Origin of the sequence: Actinocatenispora comari, from assembly GCF_017312725.1 — a bacterium.
Taxonomy (GTDB): domain Bacteria; phylum Actinomycetota; class Actinomycetes; order Mycobacteriales; family Micromonosporaceae; genus Actinocatenispora; species Actinocatenispora comari.
In genome coordinates, this window is the sequence record NZ_BOPO01000096.1 from 49,979 (window position 1) to 71,863 (window position 21,885).

Annotated in this window: 22 protein-coding genes and 1 pseudogene; 12 read left to right on the forward strand and 11 right to left on the reverse strand. The window is 72.3% G+C overall.

The window, feature by feature from the left end:
- Positions 1 to 143 precede the first annotated feature (143 nt).
- From NUM_RS24205 to NUM_RS24215, 3 genes are all read right to left on the reverse strand, one after another.
- A complete protein-coding gene (locus NUM_RS24205; RefSeq protein ID WP_207127221.1) occupies positions 144 to 1,196 on the reverse strand; it encodes a glycine betaine ABC transporter substrate-binding protein in 1,053 nt (350 codons plus the stop codon).
- A 295-nt stretch (positions 1,197 to 1,491) separates the two neighbouring features.
- Positions 1,492 to 2,217 carry an ABC transporter permease gene (locus NUM_RS24210; protein ID WP_207127222.1) on the reverse strand — a complete coding sequence of 242 codons (726 nt, stop codon included), beginning with the start codon at positions 2,215 to 2,217 and terminating at the stop codon, positions 1,492 to 1,494.
- A 76-nt stretch (positions 2,218 to 2,293) separates the two neighbouring features.
- Positions 2,294 to 2,998 (reverse strand): ABC transporter permease, encoded by a 705-nt coding sequence (locus tag NUM_RS24215; protein WP_225918818.1) that lies wholly within the window; start codon positions 2,996 to 2,998, stop codon positions 2,294 to 2,296.
- A 2-nt stretch (positions 2,999 to 3,000) separates the two neighbouring features.
- Here NUM_RS24215 and NUM_RS24220 point away from each other — a divergent pair, with 2 nt between their 5' ends.
- Entirely contained in the window at positions 3,001 to 4,047 is a 1,047-nt protein-coding gene (locus NUM_RS24220) for an ABC transporter ATP-binding protein (RefSeq protein ID WP_207127223.1), read from the forward strand.
- A 51-nt stretch (positions 4,048 to 4,098) separates the two neighbouring features.
- On the opposite strand, the gene NUM_RS24225 is transcribed toward NUM_RS24220, so the two are convergent.
- The 7 genes and pseudogenes from NUM_RS24225 to NUM_RS24255 form a co-directional block, all read right to left on the reverse strand.
- Entirely contained in the window at positions 4,099 to 4,401 is a 303-nt protein-coding gene (locus NUM_RS24225; protein ID WP_207127224.1) for a hypothetical protein, read from the reverse strand.
- On the reverse strand, positions 4,398 to 5,576 hold the full coding sequence (locus NUM_RS24230) for an ABC transporter permease (protein WP_207127225.1): 1,179 nt from the start codon (positions 5,574 to 5,576) through the stop codon (positions 4,398 to 4,400). Before NUM_RS24230 ends, NUM_RS24225 begins: the two co-directional genes overlap by 4 nt.
- Before the next feature lie 131 nt (positions 5,577 to 5,707).
- Positions 5,708 to 6,196, reverse strand: coding sequence for a DUF3180 domain-containing protein (locus tag NUM_RS24235; protein WP_207127226.1), 489 nt, complete (start codon positions 6,194 to 6,196; stop codon positions 5,708 to 5,710).
- Between the two features lie 203 nt (positions 6,197 to 6,399).
- Positions 6,400 to 6,750, reverse strand: a pseudogene (gene folB / locus NUM_RS37350) (dihydroneopterin aldolase); the annotation flags it as partial.
- A gap of 66 nt (positions 6,751 to 6,816) precedes the next feature.
- Complete coding sequence (folP, locus tag NUM_RS24245) at positions 6,817 to 7,620, reverse strand: dihydropteroate synthase (protein WP_225918823.1); 804 nt, start codon at positions 7,618 to 7,620, stop codon at positions 6,817 to 6,819.
- Positions 7,621 to 7,949: 329 nt separating this feature from the next.
- Complete coding sequence (locus NUM_RS24250; RefSeq protein ID WP_207127229.1) at positions 7,950 to 8,309, reverse strand: ParB family protein; 360 nt, start codon at positions 8,307 to 8,309, stop codon at positions 7,950 to 7,952.
- 110 nt (positions 8,310 to 8,419) lie between these two features.
- A complete protein-coding gene (locus NUM_RS24255; protein ID WP_207127230.1) occupies positions 8,420 to 8,962 on the reverse strand; it encodes a hypothetical protein in 543 nt (180 codons plus the stop codon).
- A gap of 363 nt (positions 8,963 to 9,325) precedes the next feature.
- Here NUM_RS24255 and NUM_RS24260 point away from each other — a divergent pair, with 363 nt between their 5' ends.
- Genes NUM_RS24260 through NUM_RS24285 form a run of 6 tightly spaced genes read left to right on the forward strand, consistent with a single transcriptional unit; the run spans position 9,326 to position 17,504 of the window.
- A complete protein-coding gene (locus NUM_RS24260) occupies positions 9,326 to 9,685 on the forward strand; it encodes a hypothetical protein (RefSeq protein ID WP_308440588.1) in 360 nt (119 codons plus the stop codon).
- A gap of 7 nt (positions 9,686 to 9,692) precedes the next feature.
- Entirely contained in the window at positions 9,693 to 10,055 is a 363-nt protein-coding gene (locus NUM_RS24265) for a hypothetical protein (protein ID WP_030446944.1), read from the forward strand.
- Positions 10,052 to 13,702 carry an ATP-binding protein gene (locus NUM_RS24270; RefSeq protein ID WP_225918819.1) on the forward strand — a complete coding sequence of 1,217 codons (3,651 nt, stop codon included), beginning with the start codon at positions 10,052 to 10,054 and terminating at the stop codon, positions 13,700 to 13,702. Before NUM_RS24265 ends, NUM_RS24270 begins: the two co-directional genes overlap by 4 nt.
- 3 nt (positions 13,703 to 13,705) lie before the next feature.
- A complete protein-coding gene (locus tag NUM_RS24275; RefSeq protein ID WP_207127231.1) occupies positions 13,706 to 15,760 on the forward strand; it encodes an MFS transporter in 2,055 nt (684 codons plus the stop codon).
- Between the two features lie 26 nt (positions 15,761 to 15,786).
- Entirely contained in the window at positions 15,787 to 16,338 is a 552-nt protein-coding gene (locus tag NUM_RS24280; RefSeq protein ID WP_207127232.1) for a hypothetical protein, read from the forward strand.
- Entirely contained in the window at positions 16,335 to 17,504 is a 1,170-nt protein-coding gene (locus NUM_RS24285) for a M23 family metallopeptidase (protein ID WP_207127233.1), read from the forward strand. The genes NUM_RS24280 and NUM_RS24285 overlap by 4 nt, the downstream gene beginning before the upstream one ends.
- A gap of 97 nt (positions 17,505 to 17,601) precedes the next feature.
- On the opposite strand, the gene NUM_RS24290 is transcribed toward NUM_RS24285, so the two are convergent.
- Positions 17,602 to 18,126 carry a GNAT family N-acetyltransferase gene (locus NUM_RS24290; protein WP_207127234.1) on the reverse strand — a complete coding sequence of 175 codons (525 nt, stop codon included), beginning with the start codon at positions 18,124 to 18,126 and terminating at the stop codon, positions 17,602 to 17,604.
- Positions 18,127 to 18,189: 63 nt separating this feature from the next.
- Here NUM_RS24290 and NUM_RS24295 point away from each other — a divergent pair, with 63 nt between their 5' ends.
- The 5 genes from NUM_RS24295 to NUM_RS24315 all read left to right on the forward strand — a co-directional run bounded on the left by NUM_RS24295 (position 18,190) and on the right by NUM_RS24315 (position 21,861).
- Positions 18,190 to 18,924, forward strand: a complete 735-nt coding sequence (locus NUM_RS24295; protein ID WP_207127235.1) for a hypothetical protein — start codon at positions 18,190 to 18,192, stop codon at positions 18,922 to 18,924.
- A gap of 214 nt (positions 18,925 to 19,138) precedes the next feature.
- Positions 19,139 to 19,726 carry a hypothetical protein gene (locus NUM_RS24300; RefSeq protein WP_207127236.1) on the forward strand — a complete coding sequence of 196 codons (588 nt, stop codon included), beginning with the start codon at positions 19,139 to 19,141 and terminating at the stop codon, positions 19,724 to 19,726.
- Between the two features lie 2 nt (positions 19,727 to 19,728).
- Complete coding sequence (locus NUM_RS24305; RefSeq protein ID WP_207127237.1) at positions 19,729 to 20,256, forward strand: hypothetical protein; 528 nt, start codon at positions 19,729 to 19,731, stop codon at positions 20,254 to 20,256.
- Positions 20,257 to 20,308: 52 nt separating this feature from the next.
- Positions 20,309 to 20,674, forward strand: a complete 366-nt coding sequence (locus tag NUM_RS24310; protein WP_207127238.1) for a YbaB/EbfC family nucleoid-associated protein — start codon at positions 20,309 to 20,311, stop codon at positions 20,672 to 20,674.
- Positions 20,671 to 21,861, forward strand: coding sequence for a WXG100 family type VII secretion target (locus NUM_RS24315; protein WP_207127239.1), 1,191 nt, complete (start codon positions 20,671 to 20,673; stop codon positions 21,859 to 21,861). The genes NUM_RS24310 and NUM_RS24315 overlap by 4 nt, the downstream gene beginning before the upstream one ends.
- The last annotated feature ends 24 nt before the right edge of the window (positions 21,862 to 21,885 follow it).

The window sequence follows — 21,885 nt, forward strand, 5'->3', positions numbered from 1 at the left end:
AACCAACCGTCACGACTGCGACGAGAATTACCCCGGAAAGGGGACGCCCGAACGCGATCGGGCCGGTGGAGTCGGTCGACTCCACCGGCCCGATCGATCACTGTCCGTCAGCTGCCGGAGCCCCGGTCAGCTGCGGAGCCCGGTCAGCTGCCGGCGAGGGCGGCGTCCGAGCTGAGCAGCAGGCTGATCGACACCTTGCCGGTCTTCAGCCCGTTCTTCGACTGCGAGCCGCCCGCGTCGAGCTGGACGAACTTGCCGAACTTCATCCCGTACTTGCTCTCCAGGCCCTGCTGGCAGAACGCCCGGTCCGGGCACTCCGGCGGCCCGCCCAGGATCGTCGCCTTGCCGCTGCACTTGGCGGCGAACTCGGACAGCGTGGAGACCTTGTTCTTCTCCGCGAACTCCTTGGTCACCCCGAACGCGTTCTCGTCGGCCGCCGCGGACGGCTCGCCGAACTTGAGCCCGTCCTTGTCGCCCAGCGAGGTCAGCGCCTTCATCGTGGTGTCGATGTCCGGCGACGCCATCGGCTTGGCGTTCTTGCCGTTCGCCTTCTGGTTCAGGAACTCGGTCAGGGTCGCCGCGTACTCCGGCACGACCTGGATCTCACCCTTCTGCAGCGCCGGCTCGTACAGCTCGCGGTTGCCGATGGTGCGCACCGACGTGCTGAAGCCGCCGGCGTCCAGCACCGTCTTGTACAGGTAGGCGAGCGTCTTGCTCTCGGAGAAGTTCGCCGCGCCGATGGTGACCGAGCCGGAGCCCTTCTGCACCCCGTCGGTCAGCTTGGCGCTCTTGGCGAACGTCGCGGCCACCTTCTGCGGCGGCACCCGGTCGACGTCGGCCTGCTTGTTCAACTGGATCAGCTTCGGCGTGTCCAGCGCCGCCGAGACCTTGTTCAGGTCGGCGATCAGCGCCGGCGACGCGACCTTCGCGTTCACCGCCGGAACGATGTTGTCGGAGTTCTGCAGGTGCTTGTCGTCCTTGAGCACGACGAGTTGGCTGCCTGCCACCGGGGCGCAGCCAGCACCCTTGACGTTGGTGTCCTTCTTGGTGCCGGACGAACCGGCCTGGCCGCACCCGGCGGCCAACGCCGCCACCGAGAGTCCGGCAAGAATCCCGACCGCCACCCGGCGCGGGGTCACGCCGCGACGGCGCGCTCCCCCCGCAGCGAGTCGCGACCGCGAAAGCCGCGTTGCCATTACTGCCCGCCTTCCGTGTCCCGGCTCGGCCCCCCTGGCCGGCCGCGTGTCCGACGAGCGGTCGGCGCGCCCCTACCCGGACCTCGCCGGCCGGGAACACGGTGCCTTCCGCGCGCAGGGACTACCCAACCTCGCCGGTGCGGGTGCCGCAACTCGAATGGCAACAGTTGTCATCATCGTTACCCACCGGAGTCCCCATGCCACCGCAGCCCGCGTCGATCATGGTGCGAACGGGATGGAGAGCGCTTTCCGGAGCAGCCACGCTCCGATCGACGCCGTCACGGAACGGGCAGGGTCAGCGAGCGGGGGCCGGTTTGGCGACGCGGCGACGGACACGGCGGGTGGGGTGGCGCAGCGGGCGGGGCGTTACCGCCCGCTCGACCAGCACGAGGACCCCCTCGACGAGCAGGCACAGCACCACCACGAGCAGGCCGCCCGCGAGCACCTGGCCACCACCCGACGCGATGCCCAGGCCGAACCCCTCGTTGATGATCGCGCCGAGCCCCGGGCCGCCGACCAGGGCGGCCAGCGTCGCGGTCGCCACCACCTGGACCGCGGCGGTGCGGAACCCGCTCGCCAGGTACGGCACCGACAGCGGCAGCTCCACCCGGAACAGCACCTGCCAGCCGGACAACCCCATCCCGTACGCCGCGTCCCGGGCGCTCGGGTCGACCTCACGCAGCCCGAGCACCGCGTTCGCCAGCAGCGGCGGGATCGCGAACACCGCCAGCGCCGCCACCGCCGACCACGGCCCGAACCCGAGGATCGTCAACGGAAAGATGGACAACAACGCCAGCGTCGGTACCGCGCGGGTCAGGTTCGACACGCCCACGACCAGCCCGCCACCGCGGCCGTGATGGCCCAGCCAGATGCCGATCGGCCAGGCGATCGCGCAGCCGATCGCCACCGACACCGCGGAGATCCACAGGTGCTGCCAGGTCAGCGCCAGGATCCCGTCGGAGTTCGTCCAGTTCAGCGGGTCGTTCAACCACACCCAAGCCTGCGACACGATGCTGCTCATGAGCGTTCCTCCTTCGTCGGAACCCTCATGAGGCACCAAGCCGCACGATGCCCACGATTCGCTCGCTGCCGCTCGCTCATGCTGACCGCCTCCTCGACCAGGGGGTGGCGAGGCGGCCGAGCAGTGCCAGTACCAGGTCGAAGACCAGGGCCAGCAGGACCGTGGCGATCGTCGCGGTCATGATCTGCGCCTTGTAGAAGTTGTTCCGGAAGCCCTCCAGGATCAGCTCCCCGAACCCGCCGTACCCGCCGACCACCGAGCCGACGGTCACCATCGCGACGGTCGACACGGTCGCGATGCGCAGGCCGGTCATGATGCTCGGCAACGACAGCGGCAGCTCGATCCGGGTGAGCAGACCCAGCTTGCCGTAACCCATGCCGCGGGCCGCGTCCCGGATCTCCACCGGTACCTGGCTGAGCCCGGTCAGCGTGTTGCGCACGATGACCAGCAGCGCGTACAGCACCAGACCGATGACGACCGTACTGGCGTACAGGCCGAGGAACGGCGCCAGCACGGCGAACAGGCCGAGCGACGGAATCGTGTACAGCACGCTGGAAAGTGCGAGGATCGGACCGGTGAGCCAGCTGACGCGGTACGCGAGGATACCGAGGGGGATCGCGAGCACCGCCGCGATCAGCACCGACGCGGCGGTCAGCTCGACGTGCTGGATCAGCGCGGCGAGCAGCGCCGAGGCGTTGGATTGCACGTAGTCCCAGGAAAACCACGGGTTGCCCGCGGCGTCGGTGACCGCCGCCAACGGGACCTGCTGAAGAGAGGACACAAGTGGACGCTACCCGGGCGGAGCACGCCGCCGAGCGCCCCAACCGCGGCGATTCGTCGCGCGCCGCCGAAATCAGGCTGGACCGGTTGACCAAGGCGTACCCGAACGGCACGGTCGCGGTGGCCGAGCTGAGCCTGGCCGTACCGGCGGGGGAACTCGTCACGCTGGTCGGCCCGTCCGGCTGCGGCAAGTCGACGATCCTGCGGATGATCAACCGGCTGGTCGAGCCGACCGGCGGGCAGATCTTCCTGGACGACGACGACATCACCGCCGCCGACCCGGTCGCGCTGCGCCGTCGCATCGGGTACGCGATCCAGGACGTCGGGCTGTTCCCGCACCAGACGGTGCGGCAGAACGTGGCGACCGTGCCGCGGTTGCTCGGCTGGTCCAAGGCGGACACCGCGGCCCGGGTCGAGGAGCTGCTCGACCTCGTCGGCCTCGACCCGACCGAGTACGGCAAGCGGTACCCCGACGAGCTGTCCGGCGGGCAGCGGCAGCGGGTCGGGGTGGCCCGCGCGCTCGCCGCCGACCCGGTGGTGCTGCTGATGGACGAGCCGTTCAGCGCCGTCGACCCGATCGCCCGCGGCCGGCTGCAGGAGGAGTTCCTGCGGCTGCAGGCGGAGGTGCGCAAGACGACGGTGTTCGTCACCCACGACGTGGACGAGGCGGTCCGGCTCGGCGACCGCATCGCGGTGCTGTCCGCCGGCGGCAAGCTGGAACAGTACGCGCCGCCGGCGGAGATCCTGGGCCGGCCGGCGTCGTCGTTCGTGGCCGAGTTCGTCGGCGCCGACCGCGGCATCAAGCGGCTCGGCGTCACCCCGATCCCGCCGGCGGCGCTGCGCCCGACCGATCAGGTGCCCACGTTCGCGACCGCCACCGCGCCGCCCCGGGTACCGCTGTCGGCGACGCTGCGGGAGGCGCTCGCCGCGCTGCTGGAGGGGGGTACCGGCTGGGTGCTGGTGGACGACGGTGACCGGCTCGCCGGCGTGCTCACCCCCGACGACATCTACCAGGCGATGCACGACACCCAACCGGGCCGCCCGGCCTGACCCACACCGTCCGCCTCGACCCGGCTGCCGGGCCGGGCCGGCGGCGGGCAGTCAGGAGTGCTTGGTCAGGTAGTCGATGAAGCGGGCGCGCATCAGCGGCTCGGCGTCCCCGTACGACTCGTGGCCGGTGAACTCGCGCCACACCCCGACCAGCTCGTCGACGACCTCGCCGATCGAGCCGCTGGAGTCGTCCAGCACGTTGCTCTCCTGGGCGTGCGGCAGGTGCCGGACCAGGTCGACGAAGAAGTGCCGGTCGTGCCGGTGGCGCGCCAGCGCGAAGGCCCGCTCGCGCAGCTCCTCGGTGGACAACGCGTCCAGCGCGTCGAGGTCGTTGCTCGACGTACCCTCAGTCATACGCCGAGCATACGGGCGTTCTCGCGGCGCCGGCCGCCCCACTCCACCAGCCGCGTCACCACCAGCCCGAGCACGATCGCGCCACCCGCGACACCGAACGTGGTGGCCGGCCCGGACCAGCCGCGCATGGTGCCGAACTGGACCGCGAGCACCAGCGCCAGCACGCCGAGCATGGTGCCGAACACGCCGCCGCGCCGCCCGTACGCGGAGACACCGCCGACCAGGACCGCGCCGAGCGCCAGCAGCAGCTGCGGCAGCATCCCACCGGGACCGCCGGCGGTGCGCAACTGCACCGCGGACAGCACCCCGGACAGTCCGGCCAGGCCGCCGGACACGGTCAGCGCGAGTACCACCATCAGTGCCGCGCCGATGCCGCGCCGCTCCGCCGGGTCGGCCACCGGCCGGAACGCACCGATCGCCCGACGCAACGGCCGGACCAGCCCGAACACCCCCGCCAGCACCGAGGTCGCGGCCACCGCGATGAACCACACGTACGCCCAGCGACGCGGGTCGGGCGCGCCGTCCGCCACCGTGACCATGCTGCCGTGGCCGATCAGCGTCGTTGCCACCAGACCGCCGCACAGCGCGACGAGCGAGGCCGCCCACCCCGGTACGTGCAGCAGCGCCACCACCACCCCGAGCGCCAGCCCGGCCACCAGCGCCACGCCGAGGCCGGGGATCAGCGCCACCGGCAGGTTGTGCTCGTACGCCCGGGCGAACAGCAGACCGGCGACCGCGGCGAACGCACCGACCGCGAGGTTCGGCGCGCCGGCCCGCAGCGACACCGACACCGCCATCGCGAGCAGCCCGAGCGCGGCCGCCTGCACCGCGATCAGCCGCAGGCCGACGCTGTGGAACATGGCCGGTTCGACCCGCCAGCAGAACACCGCGAGCGCCGCGACCAGCACCACCAGCAGCAACTCCCACACCACGTGCACCAGCAGCCGGTCGTTCGCCGGCGGGGGCGGCGGGGTGAGCAGCGCGCCCGGCGGGGTCTGGCCGGGCAGGGTCAACGTCCGGTCGCTCTCCGGCGTCGCGTAGCCCGGGTCGAACGTCGGGTCGTCGGACGGGTAGTCGCCGCCGTAGCCGAAACCCTGGTCCGGCAGGTCGTCGGGATAGCGGCTCGACTCGGGCCGGCGACCGGGCAGCCGGACCGTCGAATCGTCCTCGGACATGTTGGCCCCCTCGGTGCGCACCCACCGGTCGGCGACGCGCGTGCGCTCATCGTCGCCTACCGGTTCCACGGTCGCACGCCGGCACGGCGCATGCACCCTCGGTACCGAGGAAAGCCCCGCCTAGGGACGCATCACCGCTCGGCGTTCTTCTCGTCGTCCGGGTCGGGTGGGATCCGGCACGAGTGCTCCAGCCACAACGCGGCGGCGGCCAGCGCCAGCGACGCCACCGCACCGGACGCGGCGGGCAGCACGTCGGCGGCGGCCGACGCGAGCTGGCCCCGGTTCTGCACCACCCACAGCAGGCCCCCGCCGTACAGCCCGGCGAACAGCGCGCCGGCGGCCGACGACGCCTTCGCGATCAGCACGTAGCGCGCCACGGTCAGCGCGTTGACCGGCTCGGTACCGGGCTTGTGCGCGATCCGCCGACCGGTGCTCAGCGCCGCGAGGCCCTCGACGATCGCCAGGACCGCGAGCGTGAGCGCCGGCAGCAACGGCAGCGGCGGCAACGACCCGTAGAACCGCGCGAACAGCAGCCAGCCGGCCACCCCGGCGAGCAGCGCGGTCACCACCAGGGTCGGCACGCTGGTCGGCCGCACCCGCGGCTGCGGCGACTGGCTCATCGGCTCCCCCGGCTCCGGTCGTGCTCGCCGCCCGTCCCGGCCGCGTCGGCGCTCCCGTCCCCGCGGGCATCGTCGGCGGCGGCGTCCGGCGTGAACCGGTCGCGGTCCCGGTCGCGGTCGCGGTCCCGGTCGCGGTCGCGGTCCCGGTCGCGGTCGCGGTCCTGGTCGCGGTCCTGGTCGCGGTCGCGGTCGCGGTCGCGGTCGCGGTCCAGCGTGACCGACACGTCGGTGAAGCCGTGCGCGATCGGCGCCTGCGGTTTGTGCACCGTCAGCCGGACCCGGTCGACCCGCTCGTCCGCGAGACACGCGGCGGCCAGCCGATCGGCGAGCTTCTCGATCAGCCGCACCGGCTCGCCGGCAATGATCTCCGCCAGCCGGTCGGCCAGCTCACCGTAGTGCACGGTGTCGGTCACCTCGTCGGTACGCGCCGGACGGGACAGGTCCAGCTCCAGCTCGGCGTCGACGACGAAGTCCTGCCCGTTCTCCCGCTCGAAGTCGTACACCCCGTGCCGGCCGCGGACCCGCAACCCGGTCAGCGTGATCCGGTCACTCATCACCGCTCCCCCTTCGCCCGACCGGCGACGAGACACCGAGCCGCGCAGTACCGGTGATCCACTCGCTCACCGTGCGGCTCCCGCCCGCGCCGCGCACCAGGCCCGGACCGCGTCCACCGTGGAGCGCACCTCGTGTACCCGGATGCCCCAGGCGCCGGCGTCGACCGCGAACAGGTTCGCCGCGAGGCTCGCCGCCTCCCGGTCGTCGACCGGCCGCGGGGTACCGTCCGGCGCGGCGAGCAGCGACCCCAGGAACGACTTGCGGCTGACCCCGACCAACACCGGGAACCCCAGCCCCCGCAACGTGTCGAGGTGCGCCAGCAGCTGCCAGTTGTGCGCCGGCGTCTTGGCGAAGCCGAGCCCCGGGTCGACCACGATCCGATCGGCGGACACCCCGCCGGCGACCGCGGCGTCGACCCGCTCGGCCAGTTCGGCCCGCACGTCGACGACCACGTCGTCGTAGCTGGCCAGCCGGTACATCCGCTTCGAGTGATCCCGCCAGTGCATCAGGATCCACGGGCAGCCGGCGTCGGCGACCACCCGTACCATCTCGGGGTCGGCGAGACCGCCGGACACGTCGTTGACCACCGACACGCCCGCGGCCAGCGCCGCCGCGGCCACCTCGGCGCGGGTGGTGTCGATACTCATCGGCACCCCGGCGGCCGCCAGCTCGCGGATCACCGGTACCACCCGGGCCCGCTCGGTGGTGGCGTCGACCCGGTCGGCGCCCGGGCGGGTCGACTCGCCGCCGACGTCGACCAGATCGGCGCCGTCGCGCCACATCTGCACCCCGTGCGTCACCGCGTCGTCGAGGTCGGAGTACCGGCCGCCGTCGGAGAACGAGTCCGGCGTCACGTTGAGCACGCCCATCACGACCGGCGCGGCACTCGTTCGGTGCACCGCGAACTTCCCCCCACTGTGCTCCCTCACCGCACCGACGCTACCGGTCCGGGCGGCCAGCGAGCCGGTGGGGAACCTCATGCCCGCGGTGCCGGACCGAGCGGCCCGGCGCCGGACCGGCCACGGGACGGCGGCGGCGCCGATCCGATTGCGGGAAAGTGGCGGCGTCCACCCTGTCGCGGGACGGCGACCGGGATCCATCGGGCCACGGGACGGCGACCGGGATCCATCCGGTCACTGTGACGGCGGCCGGCGTTCATCCGGCCGCGGGACGGCGATCGGGTCGGCGGCGGTCGGGGTCAGCCGGTACCGGCGGAGCCGCCGGCGGCGCGGCGGCGGGCCCGCTGGGCGCGCCTGATGCGTTCCGCGCCGGCCGCGCCGGGTCCGGTGCGCATCCGGCCGACGACGGCAGGGAACGGCTGCCCGTCGTTGTGCTCGGCCTCGAGCCGCTCCACCTCTTGCCGGACGGCCCGCTCGACCAGTTCGGAGATCGTGGTGGGGCCGGCGCCGCCGGTGCTGCTCAGCCAGTACGCGGCGGCGCGGGCGCGCTCGAGCACTTGCCGGGACAGGTGGAAGGAGCGGGGCGTCCGCTCGGTCGGGTCGATGCCCAGTCCGGCCGGCAGCCGGTTGGGGTCGGGTGCTGCACCGGGGATCTCCACGCTGTGCTTGCTCCCTTCCGTGCCGCGATCTTCCGCGGGGCAGGTCCGGATCGGTGGTACCGGCGGGCCCGGCACCGCCCGGCCGGCCGGTGCGCCGGCGGTACGGCCGGTCAGCGCGCCGGCGCCGCCGGACTCTCCGTGGTCGCCGGCGGCCCGGAGTCGGCGGCGTCGAGGGGCCACACCGACAGCTCGACCGTGCCGGCGACCGACAGCTGGCCGCTCGCACCGGCCGGTTCGAGCCGGAAGTCGGGCAGCCGGACGAGCCGGCGGCCTGTGGCGGTGATCACGCAGAGGTACCAGCCGCCCGCCGGATCGGTCAACACCCAGCCCGGTTGCACGTCCGCCGGAACGGCCGGATCGGGCCTGTCCGATTCATGCATGGGGGGACTGGTTTTCGCCGGCGGAATGGTGGCAGTCTGGTGGGGCCCGCCCGGTCGAGGTGCCGTCGTGCGGTACAGGGGAGAAGGCGACCGGATGAGTGCGTTGAGTTCGACCCGATCGGCCACCTTGGCTGCAATGATCATGCCCAGGACCAGCACGATCACCGCTGCCCCGGTGCAGGCTGCGACCTCGGCGAAGCCGGTGATCGGCAGCATCGTGGCGAGCACCACCGCGCCGCCGGCGATGGCCACCAGCCCGGCGGCGAGCTCCACTCCGGCGAGGCCGCGCCCGATCCGCGGCCGCGGCGCGGACGGCCACTTGCGCGCCGCGCGCACCACGCCGAGCTGGTGCACACCGAGGCCGGTCAGCACGACACCGAGGACGACGAGCAACGCACCGGTCGCGAGCGTCCGGACCATGCCGCGCCTCCCTCGACCTCACCGCCGCGCCACGAGCGCACTAATGTTACATGCAACTTGCCTTGTCGCATAGTTGAGTGCAATGTACAGTCAGGGACACTTTACGCGTTACTACGAGACACACCGTGATCACCTAGTACCACTAAGTGGGGATATCGAGGAAGCTGGAAGCAATGAGACTCGTGACGAACACGGAGAGCGACGGGGGACGGGTCGATGATTAGCGACCTCATCAGCGCCGGGCTGGGCACGTTCCCGCTCAGTGCCGCGCTCGGCGCCCTGCCGCTGTCCGCCCCCGACGCCCACGTGCTCCACCTCGCCGGCGGCGCCCTCTCCGGCGGCCTGGCCGCGCCGAAGAACATCGACACCAACGGCATCATCGGGTTCCTCGCCACCAAGATCGCACCGATCCTGCTCGCCGTGCTCGGCCTGATCTTCATCGGCCGGGCGAACAAGGGCGAGGTGTCCCGGGTACTCACCAGCTCCGTGATCGCGATCGTCGGGCTGGTGTTCATCGGCGGCGCCGTCACCCTGCTGTTCCTCGGCGGCTACCTCGTCGACCTCATCTTCAAGTGAGGCTCCGATGCGGCTGCGGACCGACGACGACATCTACCGGGCACGCCTGCTCTACCTCGGCCCGCCCGGCTACACCCTGCCGTTCCAGCTGCCGTACGCGCAATACGGGCTGTTCGCCCTGCTCGTCCCGGTGTTCATGCTCATCCACTACGCCTTCACTCTGACCGTCGACCTGTTCCCGGCGTGGGAGATCGCGCTGTCGATGGTCGCCACCTCCCTGGTCTTTCGGTACGTGGATCCGGACCGCCCGGCCCGGCAGGTGCTGCGCACCGCGCTCACCGACTGGCGCCGCACCCGCGAACCGCACACCGAACGGCCTGAGCCGTCGCTCGTCGCCAGCCGGGTCCGCGTCCGCCAGGAGTTGACATGACCACCACCCCGTCCCGGGCCGACCGCGCCCGCCAGTCCGCCGAGTCGACCGCACCGGACGAGTCCACGCCGGCCCGACCGGACCAGGAACGCCCGGAGCGACCGCCCGGCAGTACCGGCGGTCCCGCCGGCGGCGCCACGACGGGACCAGCACCGCTCGCGGTCTTCCGCGCACCCGGCGCCGCTCCGACACCCCCCAGCCCGGCGACCCCGGGTACGCGACCGGCCCCCGCCGGTCCGGGTGGCCAAGCGGCCCCACCGACCTCCCGCCCCGCACCCGCCGACCCGCCCAGCGGCCAGTACCCCACCGTCCCGCCACCCACCGCGCACCACAGCGGCCAGTACCCGACGGTCCCGCCACCCACCGCGCACCACAGCGGCCAGTACCCGACGGTCCCACCGCCCACCGCGCAGCACAGCGGCCAGTACCCCACCGTCCCGCCGCCCACCGACCAGCGCGGCCGGCAGCCCGGCGCGGTGCCGCCGCGCCCCAGCCAGCCGAGCGGGCAGTACCCGACGGTCCCGGCACCCACCGGACAGCCGAGCGGCCAGTACCCCACCGTCGGCTCGCGGCAGGGCCAGTACCCGACCGCACCGCCCCGCACCGACCAGCCCAGCGGCCAGTACCCCACCGTCGCCCCGGCCACCGACCAACGCAGCGGCCAGTTCCCGACCGTGGCACCGGCAGCCGACCAGCCCAGCGGGCAGTACCCGACGGTTCCACCGGCCACCGAGCAGCGCAGTGGCCAGTTCCCGACCGTCGCCCCGGCCGCCGACCCGCCCAGCGGGCAGTACCCGACCGTGCCACCGCGATCGGCGCCGCCCGCGCCGGCGACACCGCCACCCGCGGCACGGCCGACACCGCCCCCGACCCACCCGACCTCACCGGCCGGCCCGCCGCCTCGACCGGCGACGGCGCAGTCGGCGAGTACCGCGGCACCGTCGGTCGGGGCGCCACCCGCCGCGCCGGGACGACCGGCGACGCGGCCCGCCGCACCGGGCAAGCCCGGCAAGCCGGCGAAGCAGCGTAAGCCGGTACCGCAGAAGCAGGCCAGGGCGGCCGGGCCGGTCGCCCGCAACCGCACCCCGAAGCACAAGGACCGGCCGGCGCCGGTGGAGCTGGCGATCACCGAGATCGCCGGGCACCTGACGTTCAGCCCGACCAGCGTCACCGCCTGGTACTGGCTGCCCGAGATGCGGTGGGCGTTCCGGCCGGACACCGAGCGCGAGGCGATGATCGTCGCGATCGCCGAGCAGTACGCGGGGCTCGCCGGGTTCCGGTTGCACCTGCGGCGCACCACGAAGCCGTTCCCGGCCGACGCGTGGGCACAGACGATCAACGCGAACACGCCGCACCCGCTGCCGACACCGCCGGGCGCACCGACCTGGTCGGACCACCTGGTCAACGCCCAGCGGCACCTGTTGCAGGTCAACCACGCCGAGGGCCAGACCTACCTGGGCATCACGTTCGCCCGCCGTACCTTCAAGGACAACCTCGCCGAGCGGCTGGGTGCGTTGCGCGGCAAGGGTACCGGCACCGCCGAGCGCAAGCGCGTGGCGCGGATGGTCGGCCAGTTCGACGAGGTGCTCGGCGCGTTCGGGATGCGCGGCCGGCGGGTGACGCCGACCGAGCTGGAGTGGCTGATCTACCGCAGCGTCGCGCTGTGCATGGACCCGCCGCAACTGCTCTCCTCGGTACGCCAGTCGGAGTGGGAGCGGTCCGACCTGCTGGCGCTGACCGAGCAGATCGAGCGGTACCGCACCCCGTACGGGTCGACGGTGAAGCTGGTGAACCGGCTCACCGGCGAGGAACGGCACGCCTGCGTGCTGACCGTCGGCCGGATGGAGCCGCTGGAGATCCCGGAACGGCACGAGCCGTGGATGCACTTCCACGAGCGGCTGCCGTGGCCGATGGAGATCTCCTCGCACGTGGACGTGCTCGGCCCCGGCGACACCTTCCGCAACCTGGAACACCGGCTGCGGATGATCCGGTCCCAGCAGAGCGACTACGTCGAGCACGGCATGGACGTACCGCCGGAGCTGGAACGGTTGGCGCGCCGGGCACTGGTCGTCGGCGACGACATGACCACCGGGCTGCCGCTGGACGCCAGCCGGGTGCACGGCTGGCACCGGATCGCGATCGGCGGCAGTACCCGGGAGGAGTGCCTGGAGCGGGCCCGCGCGCTGACCAAGCTGTACTCCCGGGACATGCGGATCTCGTTGCAGCACCCGAAGAACCAGGACTGGCTGGCCCGCGAGTTCATCCCCGGCGAGCCGATCGCGAACACCGGGTACGTGCGGCGGATGCCGGTGAAGCTGTTCGCCGCGGCGCTGCCGCAGGGCGCGTCCAACGTCGGCGACCGGCGCGGCGACCTGATCGGCCGCACCGCCGGCACCTCCCGCCGGCCGGTCTTCCTCGACCTGCACTTCCCGATGGAGGTACGGGAACGGTCCGGCCTCGCGGTCTTCGTGTCCGAGCCAGGCGGCGGCAAGTCCACCCTGGTCGGTGGCCTCGGCTACCTGGCCGCCCGGCGCGGGGTGCAGACCACGCTGCTCGACCCGTCCGGCCCGCTGGCCCGGATCTGCGAGATGCCCGAACTCAAGCCGTACTCGCGGGTGCTCAACCTGACCGGCTCGCAGGAGGGCACCCTCGCCCCGTACGGGCTGATCCCGACGCCGATGCGGTCGCACTTCCCGGCCGGCCCCGGCGGCGACCGGGAGTACGAGATCGGCGTGTCCAACGCCCGCGCCGAGCGCCGGATGCTGGTCCAGGACATCTGCTCGATGCTGATCCCGCCGCAGGTCACCCGGGAGGCGTCCACCGCGGCGCTGCTGCGGCACGCGGCCCGGCAGGTACCGGCCGAGGAAACGTCCACACTGGACGACGTGGTCAAGGCGCTGCGCGGTGCCGACGACGACGGCGTGGAGCTGGCCAACCTGCTGATGGACGCGGCCGAGATGCCGCTGGCCCGGCTGTTCTTCGGCAAGCCACCGGAATCGCTCACCGACCCGGAACACCGCGACGTGCTCACCGTCATCACCATGGCCGGCCTGCGACTGCCCGACCTGAAGATCGAACGCGAGTACTGGTCGGCCGAGGAGCAGCTCGCCCTGCCGATGCTGCACACCGCGCACCGGCTCGCCGTCCGCCGCTGCTACTCCGGCGACATGAACGCCCGCAAGCTGGTCGGGCTGGACGAGGCGCACTTCATGGAGGGCTGGCGGTCCGGCCGCTCCTTCCTGGTCCGGCTCGCCCGCGACTCCCGGAAGTGGAACATCGCCGGCCTGGTCGCCTCCCAGAACCCGAAGGACATCCTCGGCCTCGACGTGCAGAACCTGGTGTCCACCGTGTTCGTCGGCCGCATCGCCGAGGACCCGGAGATCGCGGCCGAGGCGCTGCGACTGCTCCGGGTGCCCCGCGGCGTCGGGTACGAGGCGATCCTCGGCACCCTGTCCACCGGGGACACCGCATCGGACCAGCGGTTGTCGTACCGCGAGTTCGTGATGCGCGACGTGGACGCCCGAGTGCAGCGGATGCGGGTCGACCTCTCGTACGTGCCCGAACTGCTCACCTACCTCGACACCACGCCGACCCAGGCGGCGCCGGTCGAGCACACCGCCGTACCAGCAGCCAGTCGGGAGGCGTGAGTCATGATCGCCCGGTTGGCCCGCGGCGCGGGCCTCGATCCCACCCGGCCGGCGAGCCGCCGGGAACGCGTCGTCTCCCTGGTACTGGCGGTCCTGGTCGCCGCCACCGCCGTACTCTTCTGGCCCGCCCAACCCGCCGCCGCCGACCCCTCCCACTGCAGCCTGCGTCAGTGGCGCGATCCGAACCAGGCCGCCAACTGCATCAAGCAGTTGCCCGCATCGAGCACCACGATCAACGACTGCATGGGGATTCCGACGCCGAGTGCACCGGACAGTGGTTTCGGCGGCTGGTTCGCCTCGGATCCGAAGGTCAAGCCGGGTGTGACCGGCCTGTACTCCTCCTACGGCTATTCCGGTTACGACTATCCCCTGTACAACCCGGACTGCGTTTCCGGCGCGTCGCCGCTGCCGTCCTCCGCCTCCACCACGACCACCATCGCGAACGGCGAGATGATGGTGGCGACCGGCATCGTCGGCGCCGCCGATGCCTTCCGGGAGAAGGCATACAACCCGGGCAGCATGTGGGGGTGGGCGGACAAGCTCGTGCAGAGCGCGACGAAGTCCATCTACCAGAAGGTCTTCACGGTCTTCGGAGTCGTGACGATCGCCATCGTGGGCCTCTACCTGCTGTGGCGATCCCGGCAGGCGAACATGAGCGACGCGCTCACCACCGCCGGCTGGGCGGTACTGGTGATGGTCGTGGTCACCGCGGTCGCCGCGTGGCCGGTGCTGTCCGCGCACCTCGCCGACAAGACTCTCATCTCCTCACTGGGGATCGTGCACGACGCGGTCGGACCGCAGCCGAAAGACCTGTCACCGGCGCAGTGCCCGAACGCGCAACGGCAGCGCCCGCCGGGCATCCCGTACGACCCGGATCTGTGCAAGGACCACCGGGAGCCGGCGCTGCGGGCCAGCGACACGGCGACCGAGGCCGTGCTGTACAACAACTGGCTGCGCGGCACGCTCGGCTCGGCCACCAGCACGACGGCCCAGAAGTACGGCATGGCGCTGTACGAGTCGTCCTCGCTGAGCTGGCAGGAAGCCCAGGACATCAAACGGCATCCGAGTCAGCGGCAGACGATCCTGAAGCAGAAGGCGGAGAACTTTCAGCGGATCGCGCAGCAGATCAAGACCGAGGATCCGGACGCGTACAACTACCTGCAGGGCAAGGAGGGTAGCGCCCGGGTCGGTGCCGGGCTGATCGCGATCATCAGCGCGCTGGCGTTCGCGTTCTTCGACATCGCGGCGTCGCTGCTGATCATCCTGGGCTTCCTGATCTTCCGCTGGGCGGTGGTGGCGATCCCGGTGATCGGCACGATCGCGATCCTGCGGCCGGCCAGTGCCGGGTTCAAGCGCCTGATCAACATCGTGGTGGCGGCGATCTTCAACATCGTCATCTTCGGCGCGGGAGCGTCGATCTACCTGTTCGCGGTGGATCTGATCATGAACACCGCGACGTTGCCGGGCTGGTTGCAGATCACGCTGGTGTGGTTGTGCGGGGTGGTGGGGTGGTTGCTGTTGCGGCCGTTCCGGCGGATCACGCAGCTGGGCGGCAAGTCGCCGATCGGCGAGATCGCGCACATCGGTTCCTGGCACAAGCGGTTCTTCTCGGATCTGAAGGGTGTCGCGATCGGTGCGGCCGGTGCCGCGGCGCTGGGCGACATCGAGTCGCAGGACGACGAGGAGCAGAAGGGCAGGCGCAAGCGCGGCAAGCCGGCGGAGGCGGGCGGCGACGGGCAGCAGCCCGCGACGACCGGCCCGGTGCCGGACGCGCCGAGCAGCAGCCCCGCCCCGGACGGTGCGCCGCCGGATCCGGCCCGAGCGCCGGAGCCTCCGCGTACCCCCGAGCCGGCGGGCGCGCCGCGTGGTGCCGGGCGCCGGGACAGCCAGGTGTGGGTGCCCGAGACCGGACGGTACGCCGACGGCAGCGACAGCTACGACGACCTGGCGGCGAGCGTGGGCCGGGCCGATGCCCGCATCTCGGAGAACGCCGGGTCGGTCGACCGCGAACTCGCCGGGTACGAGCGCGCGGACGCCAACCGGGCCAGAAACCCGTGACCGACCGATCCTGACGGGAGTTCCAGATGCGCCGGGTGCTCGCGTTCGTCACCAGCCGGTACGGCCTGGCCGGGCTGGTGGCGCTGCTGATCATCGTGATCGTGGTGGTCGGCCGGGTCGCCGGCGTGGTCGGCGGCGGGTCCGGGCACGACGGCGGTGGTGCGCCGGTGACCGGCGGCACCGAGGCGGGCGTCGGCAGCACCGAGTCGGGCGCCCCGAACGACGGGCCGACCGGTGCGCGGCCGACCCCGAGCCCGGTGGTACCGGCGGGCAAGCCCGGGCCGGCGGCCGTCGCCACCTCGTTCAGCACCGCGTACCTGGCCTCGGACGGCCCGGCGAAGACCTGGCGCACGGCGCTGCGCCGGTACGCCACCGACAGGCTCGCGGGCGAGCTCGACACGATGGATCCGGCCACCGTGCCGGCGCAGCGGCGTACCGGTGCGGCCAAGCTCGGCGACCACGGCGCGCACTGGGCGCAGGTCGCGGTGCCGTGCGACTCGGGCACGCTGACGTTGCGGCTGCTCGGTGACGGCAACGGCTGGCTGGTCGACGGCATCGACTGGGCGCCGGCGTCATGAGCCGGCGCAGGCGCGGGGTCTGGGTGGTGGCGGGGATCGCCGCGACCGCCGTCCTGCTGTGCTGCGGGCTGGGCGGCGCGGTCGCGCTGTCCGGGCTGTTCCACCAGCCGAGCACGCCGGCGGTGAACCTGAGCGGCTGCGGCCAGAAGCTCCGCGCGTACCACGACCTGCCGGCGGTGTCCGGCTACAACGACGCGCAGCGCAGCCGGGCGTACGACATCATCAAGGCCGGCATCAAGCTGAAGGTGCCGCCGCGCGGCTGGGTGATCGCCGTCGCGACCGCGCTGCAGGAGTCGGGGCTGAAGGTCTACGCCAACGACAACCCGCTGTACCCGCTGGTCAAGGCGCACAGCCTGGCGCTGCCGCACGACGCGGTGGGGCACGACCACGACTCGGTCGGGCTGTTCCAGCAGCGGCCGAAGCCGCCGGAGGGCGAGGGCGGCTGGGGCACCGTCAAGGAGCTGATGAACCCGACCATCTCGGCGGAGAAGTTCTACCGGAAGCTGCTGACGACCAGCGGCTGGCAGCACGATCCGCTGACCATCGCCGCGCAGGCGGTGCAGGGCAGCGCCTACCCGGACGCGTACGCGAAGTGGGAGGGCGACGCGACGAACCTGGTGAACACGCTGACCGGCGGCGCGGCCCGGACCGCGGCGGACGCGTCCGGCGCCCAGTCGGTCGGTACCTGCGCGGCCAACGGGCAGATCGCCGCATCGGGCTGGGTGCAGCCGGTCAAGGCGCCGATCAGTTCCGGCTTCGGGCCGCGCGGCGGCTTCTTCCACGCCGGCGTCGACCTGGCCGGCCCGCGCGGTACCCCGATCCGGGCGGCGGCGGCCGGGCTCGTCGTCACCGCCGAGTGCGACCCCGCCACCAGGGACTGCGACCACGACGGCAGCATCGCCACCGAGGGCTGCGGCTGGTACGTCGAGATCAAGCACGCGGGAGGCGTCGAAACCCGCTACTGCCACATGGAATCCCGGCCGTCCGTCCAGGTGGGACAGACGGTCGCGGCCGGTACGGTGCTGGGGCACGAGGGCATGAGCGGCAACGCGGACGGCCCGCACCTGCACTTCGAGGTGCACCTGCACAACGACCTGTCGCTCAACGGCGCGATCGATCCGGTGCCGTTCATGCAGGACAAGGGCGCCCCGCTGGGCAGGTCCTGACACCCGGCCGGGCCGTTCGGTGCCCGGCCCGTCCACCCCGACGCGGCGCTCGGGCATCGTCGCTGGCATGCCGGCGCCCGCCACACCGACCGGGCGCTCAGCCCTCGGCCGGTGCGATCAGCTGCCACAGGATGTGTTCCTGCCAGCGGCCGGCGATCTTCAGGTAGTCGGGTGCGGACCCGATCCGGACGAACCCGCACCGGGTCAGCACCCGCTGCGAGCCGGCGTTCGCGACCAGCGTCTCGGCCTGCACCCGGTGCAGGCCCAACTCGTCGAACGCCACCCGGATCAGCTCGCGCAGCGCCGCGGTGGCGACACCACGGCCGTTGCACCCGGCGTCGACCCAGTAGGCCACGCTGCACGACCGGAACGCGCCGTACACGATGCCGTTGAGGTAGATCCGGCCGACGACCGCACCGTCGTCGTCGACGATCAGCCGCGGCACGGTGATCCCCCGGCCGTACCGGTCGAGTTCGTCCTCGATCATCGCCCGCTGGCCGGCCTCGGTGAAGAACTCCGCGTCGCGCAGCGGCATCCACGGCGCGAGGAAGTCGCGGTTGCGTACGACCAGGTCGGCCAGGGTGGCGGCGTCGTCGGTACCGACGAGTCGGGTACTGGGCATCCGCCCATGATCCACGACCGGATATCCGTTGTCGGGCCGGTACCTGCTCCGTACCCTGCGGGCATGGCCTTCCAGGTGGTCACCAGCGCCGACACGCCGGAACTCGACGAGCAGGCCGCCGCGGCGCTGCGCGAGGTGTGGCCGGAGTTCATCTTCCACGATCCGACCTCCGGTGCCTGCATCGACCGGGTGGAGAAGTACTTCCCGCGGTACGACCTGCGGCTGTTGGACGACGGCGCCGTCGTCGCCGGCGGCTGGGGCGTGCCGCTGCGCTGGGACGGCACCGTCGAGGACCTGCCGGACGGCTACGACGGCGGCCTGGTGCGCTCCGTCGAGCAGCACGAGCAGGGCGTCGAACCGAACACGCTGAGCATCATGGCCGCCGCCGTCGCAACCGGCCGGCAGGGCGGCGGGCTCGCCGGCCGGGTCCTCACCGCGCTGCGCGAACGCGCCACCGAGACCGGCCTGACCGCGGTGATCTGCCCGGTCCGGCCGACCCTGAAGACCAGCTACGCGCTGCAGTCGATGGCCGACTTCGCCACCTGGCACCGCGACGACGGGCTGCATCTCGATCCCTGGATCCGTACCCACCAGCGGCTCGGCGCGACGGTGCTCGCCCCGGCACTGCGGTCGATGGTCATCGAGGGCAGCGTCGCCGAGTGGGAGTCCTGGACCGGGCTGGCGTTCCCGCAGACCGGCGACTACGTGGTACCGCAGGCGCTCGCCACCGTGCACATCGACCGCGACGCCGATCACGGCAGCTACCTCGAACCCAACCTCTGGATGCGCCACCTCTGATCCGGGCGGCATCCGCGCCGGAGATGCCGATCCGCCACCCTGCTCCTTCCGGCGTGGTACGCGCCGTTCCGCCGCACGTTCCGAAGCGGCGGGACCGATGCCGGCGGCAATCGGTGCCGCGGGTCTCCACAGCGCCGGCTCGCGCGGACGGAGCAACGGAAACACGCTCTAAGATCGCGGGGGTGACCAGTACCGACCGGACCGTGCCGGCGCGATGACCGGCCCGGCCGACTCCGACCTGTGGTTCCCGGCCGCGCCGGGGCCGGTCCGCACGGTGCCCGCGACGCGACGCGGATCGCTGCGCGGGCGGCGGGTCGTCACCGGCACGCCGGGCCGCGGCTGGCGGTACGACCTGCGCGCCGACGACCCGGTCGAGCAGGACGGCCGCGCCTTCGTGCCGGTGCTCGCCGAGCACGACTGGTACCGCGCCGAGCTGGACGACACCGACGTCTTCGCGCCGCTGGTACCGGTCGAGCGGGTGTGGGTGGAGCAGCCCGACGCGGTGGCCGGCGCCGAGGAGCCGGCGGCCAACCTGCTGTCCCGGCTCGTCACGATGGACGCGCCGCCGCTGCGCATCCCGGTACCGGCACGGGACGTCCCGGCGCTGACCGGCCGGCGGATCGTCGTCGTCTCCCCCGAGGCGGCACGCCGGGACGTCCGCGCGGCCTCCGAGCCGTACGAGAACGACGACGGCACCATCTGCCTGTCGGTCTGCGCCGAACCCGACTGGTACCGCTGGGCGTTCGCCGGTCGCCCGGCCGACTGCACCGAGGTACCCGTCTACCTCGTCTGGGCGGAGTGACCATGACCCCATCCCGCACCGCCACGCCCACCCCGACGCGCCCGGTCAAGCCACCCCTGCGCCGCACCCCGCTGACCCTGCTGCTGTTCCTGCTCGCCGGCTTCGCCTGCGCGGTCGCCGTCCTCGCCGCCACCATCATCATCTACATCGGCCAAGACGCCTACAAAGCCGGCCACCAGACCAGCCCGACCGAGGCGGTGGACGAGTTTCTCGACGCGACGCTCAACAAGCGGAGCATGGACTTCGCCAGTACTTATCTCTGCAGCAACCCACCTGTCAAGCAGAAGACACGGCAGCTCATCGGCGATATCCACGCCTTCGAAAAGTCGAACCCGGGGACCTTCCTGACCTACGAGTGGTCGATCCGCAAGGTGTGGCAGCGCCGGGACCGGGCCCTGGTGACGGCACAGGTACGGGCGAGGACCACGGCGTCGGGGTCGTCAACGAACAACCCCGAGCAGAAGTGGAAGTTCTCGATGCGGAACGAGAGTGGCTGGAAGGTCTGCGGTCTCACCATCCCGGAGAACTGACGCGTACCGCGGTTGACCGGTGTCGATACGGTCACTGTCGGCAGGAGTCGACGTGGAGGTGGCAGTGGCCGAGGAAGACCCGCTGAGCCGGATCGAACGCACCGCGAAGGACACGATCGCGCGCTACCAACGGTTCCGGGCCGGCACCGACGGACTCACCGCCACTGCCACCTCACCCGACAACGCCGTCGAGGTCACGGTCACGCCGGCCGGCGCGCTGCGCGACCTGAAGCTCCACCCGAAGGCCAGGCAGTACCCGCTGGACAAGCTCGCCGCCACCATCCTCGCGGCGACCGCGGCCGCCACCGCAGCAGCCTCCGCCAGCTACACCGACAGGGCGGAGGAGTTCCTCGGGCCGAAGCTCGCCGGCCAGGTGCGCGCGGGTCTGCCGCAGCAGCTGTGGAAGGAGCGGCCGTGATCTCGCCGCTCGGCGTCGACCTCACCGAACTGTCCCGCGGCGTGCACCACTTCACGGGGTTCGCCAGCCAGGCGACGGACATCCGTCGGCACGCTCGCGGCGCCGATCTCTCCGGCTCGTACGGGAACTGGGGTGGGATCGGCAAGACGGTCGGGATCGACGAGTACTACGCGAACGTCGCCTCGGCGGTCGAGACGCACACCCAGCTGATCGAGAAGTTCCTGACCGACTGCTCGGTGAACGTCGTCGACGCCAGGCGCGGGTACACCGACGCGGATCTGGACAGCGAGGACTCGATCACCACGGCGGGCGCACCGCTGTCCGGTGGGGTCGGGCGCGACGGCATCGGCGCCGACGGGCCGGTCCGGTGGAACGCCGACACCGACCTGCCGATCTGGGCCGACTTCACCGCCGGCGCCGGTGCGATCCCGAATGCCGACGTCGGCGCGCTGGTCAGCGCCGCGGCCGACCTCGCGTTCAACGTCGGAACGTTCGTGGCCGATCCCGAGGGTTGGGTGTTGGGCTCGCTGGTGACCATCGTCATCGATCTGATCCAGCCGCTGGAGGACCTGCTCTCGTACGTGACCGGGAACGCGGAGCGGATCTCCGACCACGCCAGCGCCTGGGGGAAGGTGCAGAGCGAGATCGGTCAGCTCGGCTCCGACATCAGGGAGGCGACCCGGGTCGACTTCGCGCACTGGACCGGCGATGCCGGCAGCAGGGCCCGGAAGAAGCTCAGCACGTTCGTGCGGGGACTCGACGACACCCAGCAGGAGATCGGCAACGTCTCGGCCATCCTGACCGCGAGCGCCGGCATCATGCAGGCGCTGCAGGCGCTGGTGGTCACCGCGATCACCGAGGTGCTGGAGTTGGTCATCAACCGGCTGATGGTCGGCGCGGCCGCCGCCCCGTTCACCGCCGGCGCCTCGGAGGCCGCGGCGGTCACCGAGGCCGCGGTCGAGGTCGCGGTGAAGACGGAGAAGACCGTGGCCGAGGTGTCCCGGATCGCCACGCTGCTGAACGATGCGCGCGACCTGTTCAAGACCGTGACGACCACGCTGAACGACGCCTCGACGTTCGGTGCGCCGGCCGCGATGGCCGCCGGCGGTCTCGTCTCCGGCGGCCAGCAGTGGGCGGGCGGGAGCGGGAAGCCGCCGGCGATCGTCTCCACCCAACTGGCCGAATGATCCGGCGGCCGGCCCGCCGGCACC

Coding starts and splice junctions, on each gene's coding strand:
- NUM_RS24205 (WP_207127221.1), bottom strand. CDS start 1,196: ATGGCAACGCGGCTTTCGCGGTCGCGACTCGCTGCGGGGGGAGCGCGC.
- NUM_RS24210 (WP_207127222.1), bottom strand. CDS start 2,217: ATGAGCAGCATCGTGTCGCAGGCTTGGGTGTGGTTGAACGACCCGCTG.
- NUM_RS24225 (WP_207127224.1), bottom strand. CDS start 4,401: ATGACTGAGGGTACGTCGAGCAACGACCTCGACGCGCTGGACGCGTTG.
- NUM_RS24230 (WP_207127225.1), bottom strand. CDS start 5,576: ATGTCCGAGGACGATTCGACGGTCCGGCTGCCCGGTCGCCGGCCCGAG.
- NUM_RS24235 (WP_207127226.1), bottom strand. CDS start 6,196: ATGAGCCAGTCGCCGCAGCCGCGGGTGCGGCCGACCAGCGTGCCGACC.
- folP (WP_225918823.1), bottom strand. CDS start 7,620: ATGGGCGTGCTCAACGTGACGCCGGACTCGTTCTCCGACGGCGGCCGG.
- NUM_RS24260 (WP_308440588.1), top strand. CDS start 9,326: ATGATTAGCGACCTCATCAGCGCCGGGCTGGGCACGTTCCCGCTCAGT.
- NUM_RS24265 (WP_030446944.1), top strand. CDS start 9,693: ATGCGGCTGCGGACCGACGACGACATCTACCGGGCACGCCTGCTCTAC.
- NUM_RS24270 (WP_225918819.1), top strand. CDS start 10,052: ATGACCACCACCCCGTCCCGGGCCGACCGCGCCCGCCAGTCCGCCGAG.
- NUM_RS24275 (WP_207127231.1), top strand. CDS start 13,706: ATGATCGCCCGGTTGGCCCGCGGCGCGGGCCTCGATCCCACCCGGCCG.
- NUM_RS24280 (WP_207127232.1), top strand. CDS start 15,787: ATGCGCCGGGTGCTCGCGTTCGTCACCAGCCGGTACGGCCTGGCCGGG.
- NUM_RS24285 (WP_207127233.1), top strand. CDS start 16,335: ATGAGCCGGCGCAGGCGCGGGGTCTGGGTGGTGGCGGGGATCGCCGCG.
- NUM_RS24290 (WP_207127234.1), bottom strand. CDS start 18,126: ATGCCCAGTACCCGACTCGTCGGTACCGACGACGCCGCCACCCTGGCC.
- NUM_RS24295 (WP_207127235.1), top strand. CDS start 18,190: ATGGCCTTCCAGGTGGTCACCAGCGCCGACACGCCGGAACTCGACGAG.
- NUM_RS24300 (WP_207127236.1), top strand. CDS start 19,139: ATGACCGGCCCGGCCGACTCCGACCTGTGGTTCCCGGCCGCGCCGGGG.
- NUM_RS24305 (WP_207127237.1), top strand. CDS start 19,729: ATGACCCCATCCCGCACCGCCACGCCCACCCCGACGCGCCCGGTCAAG.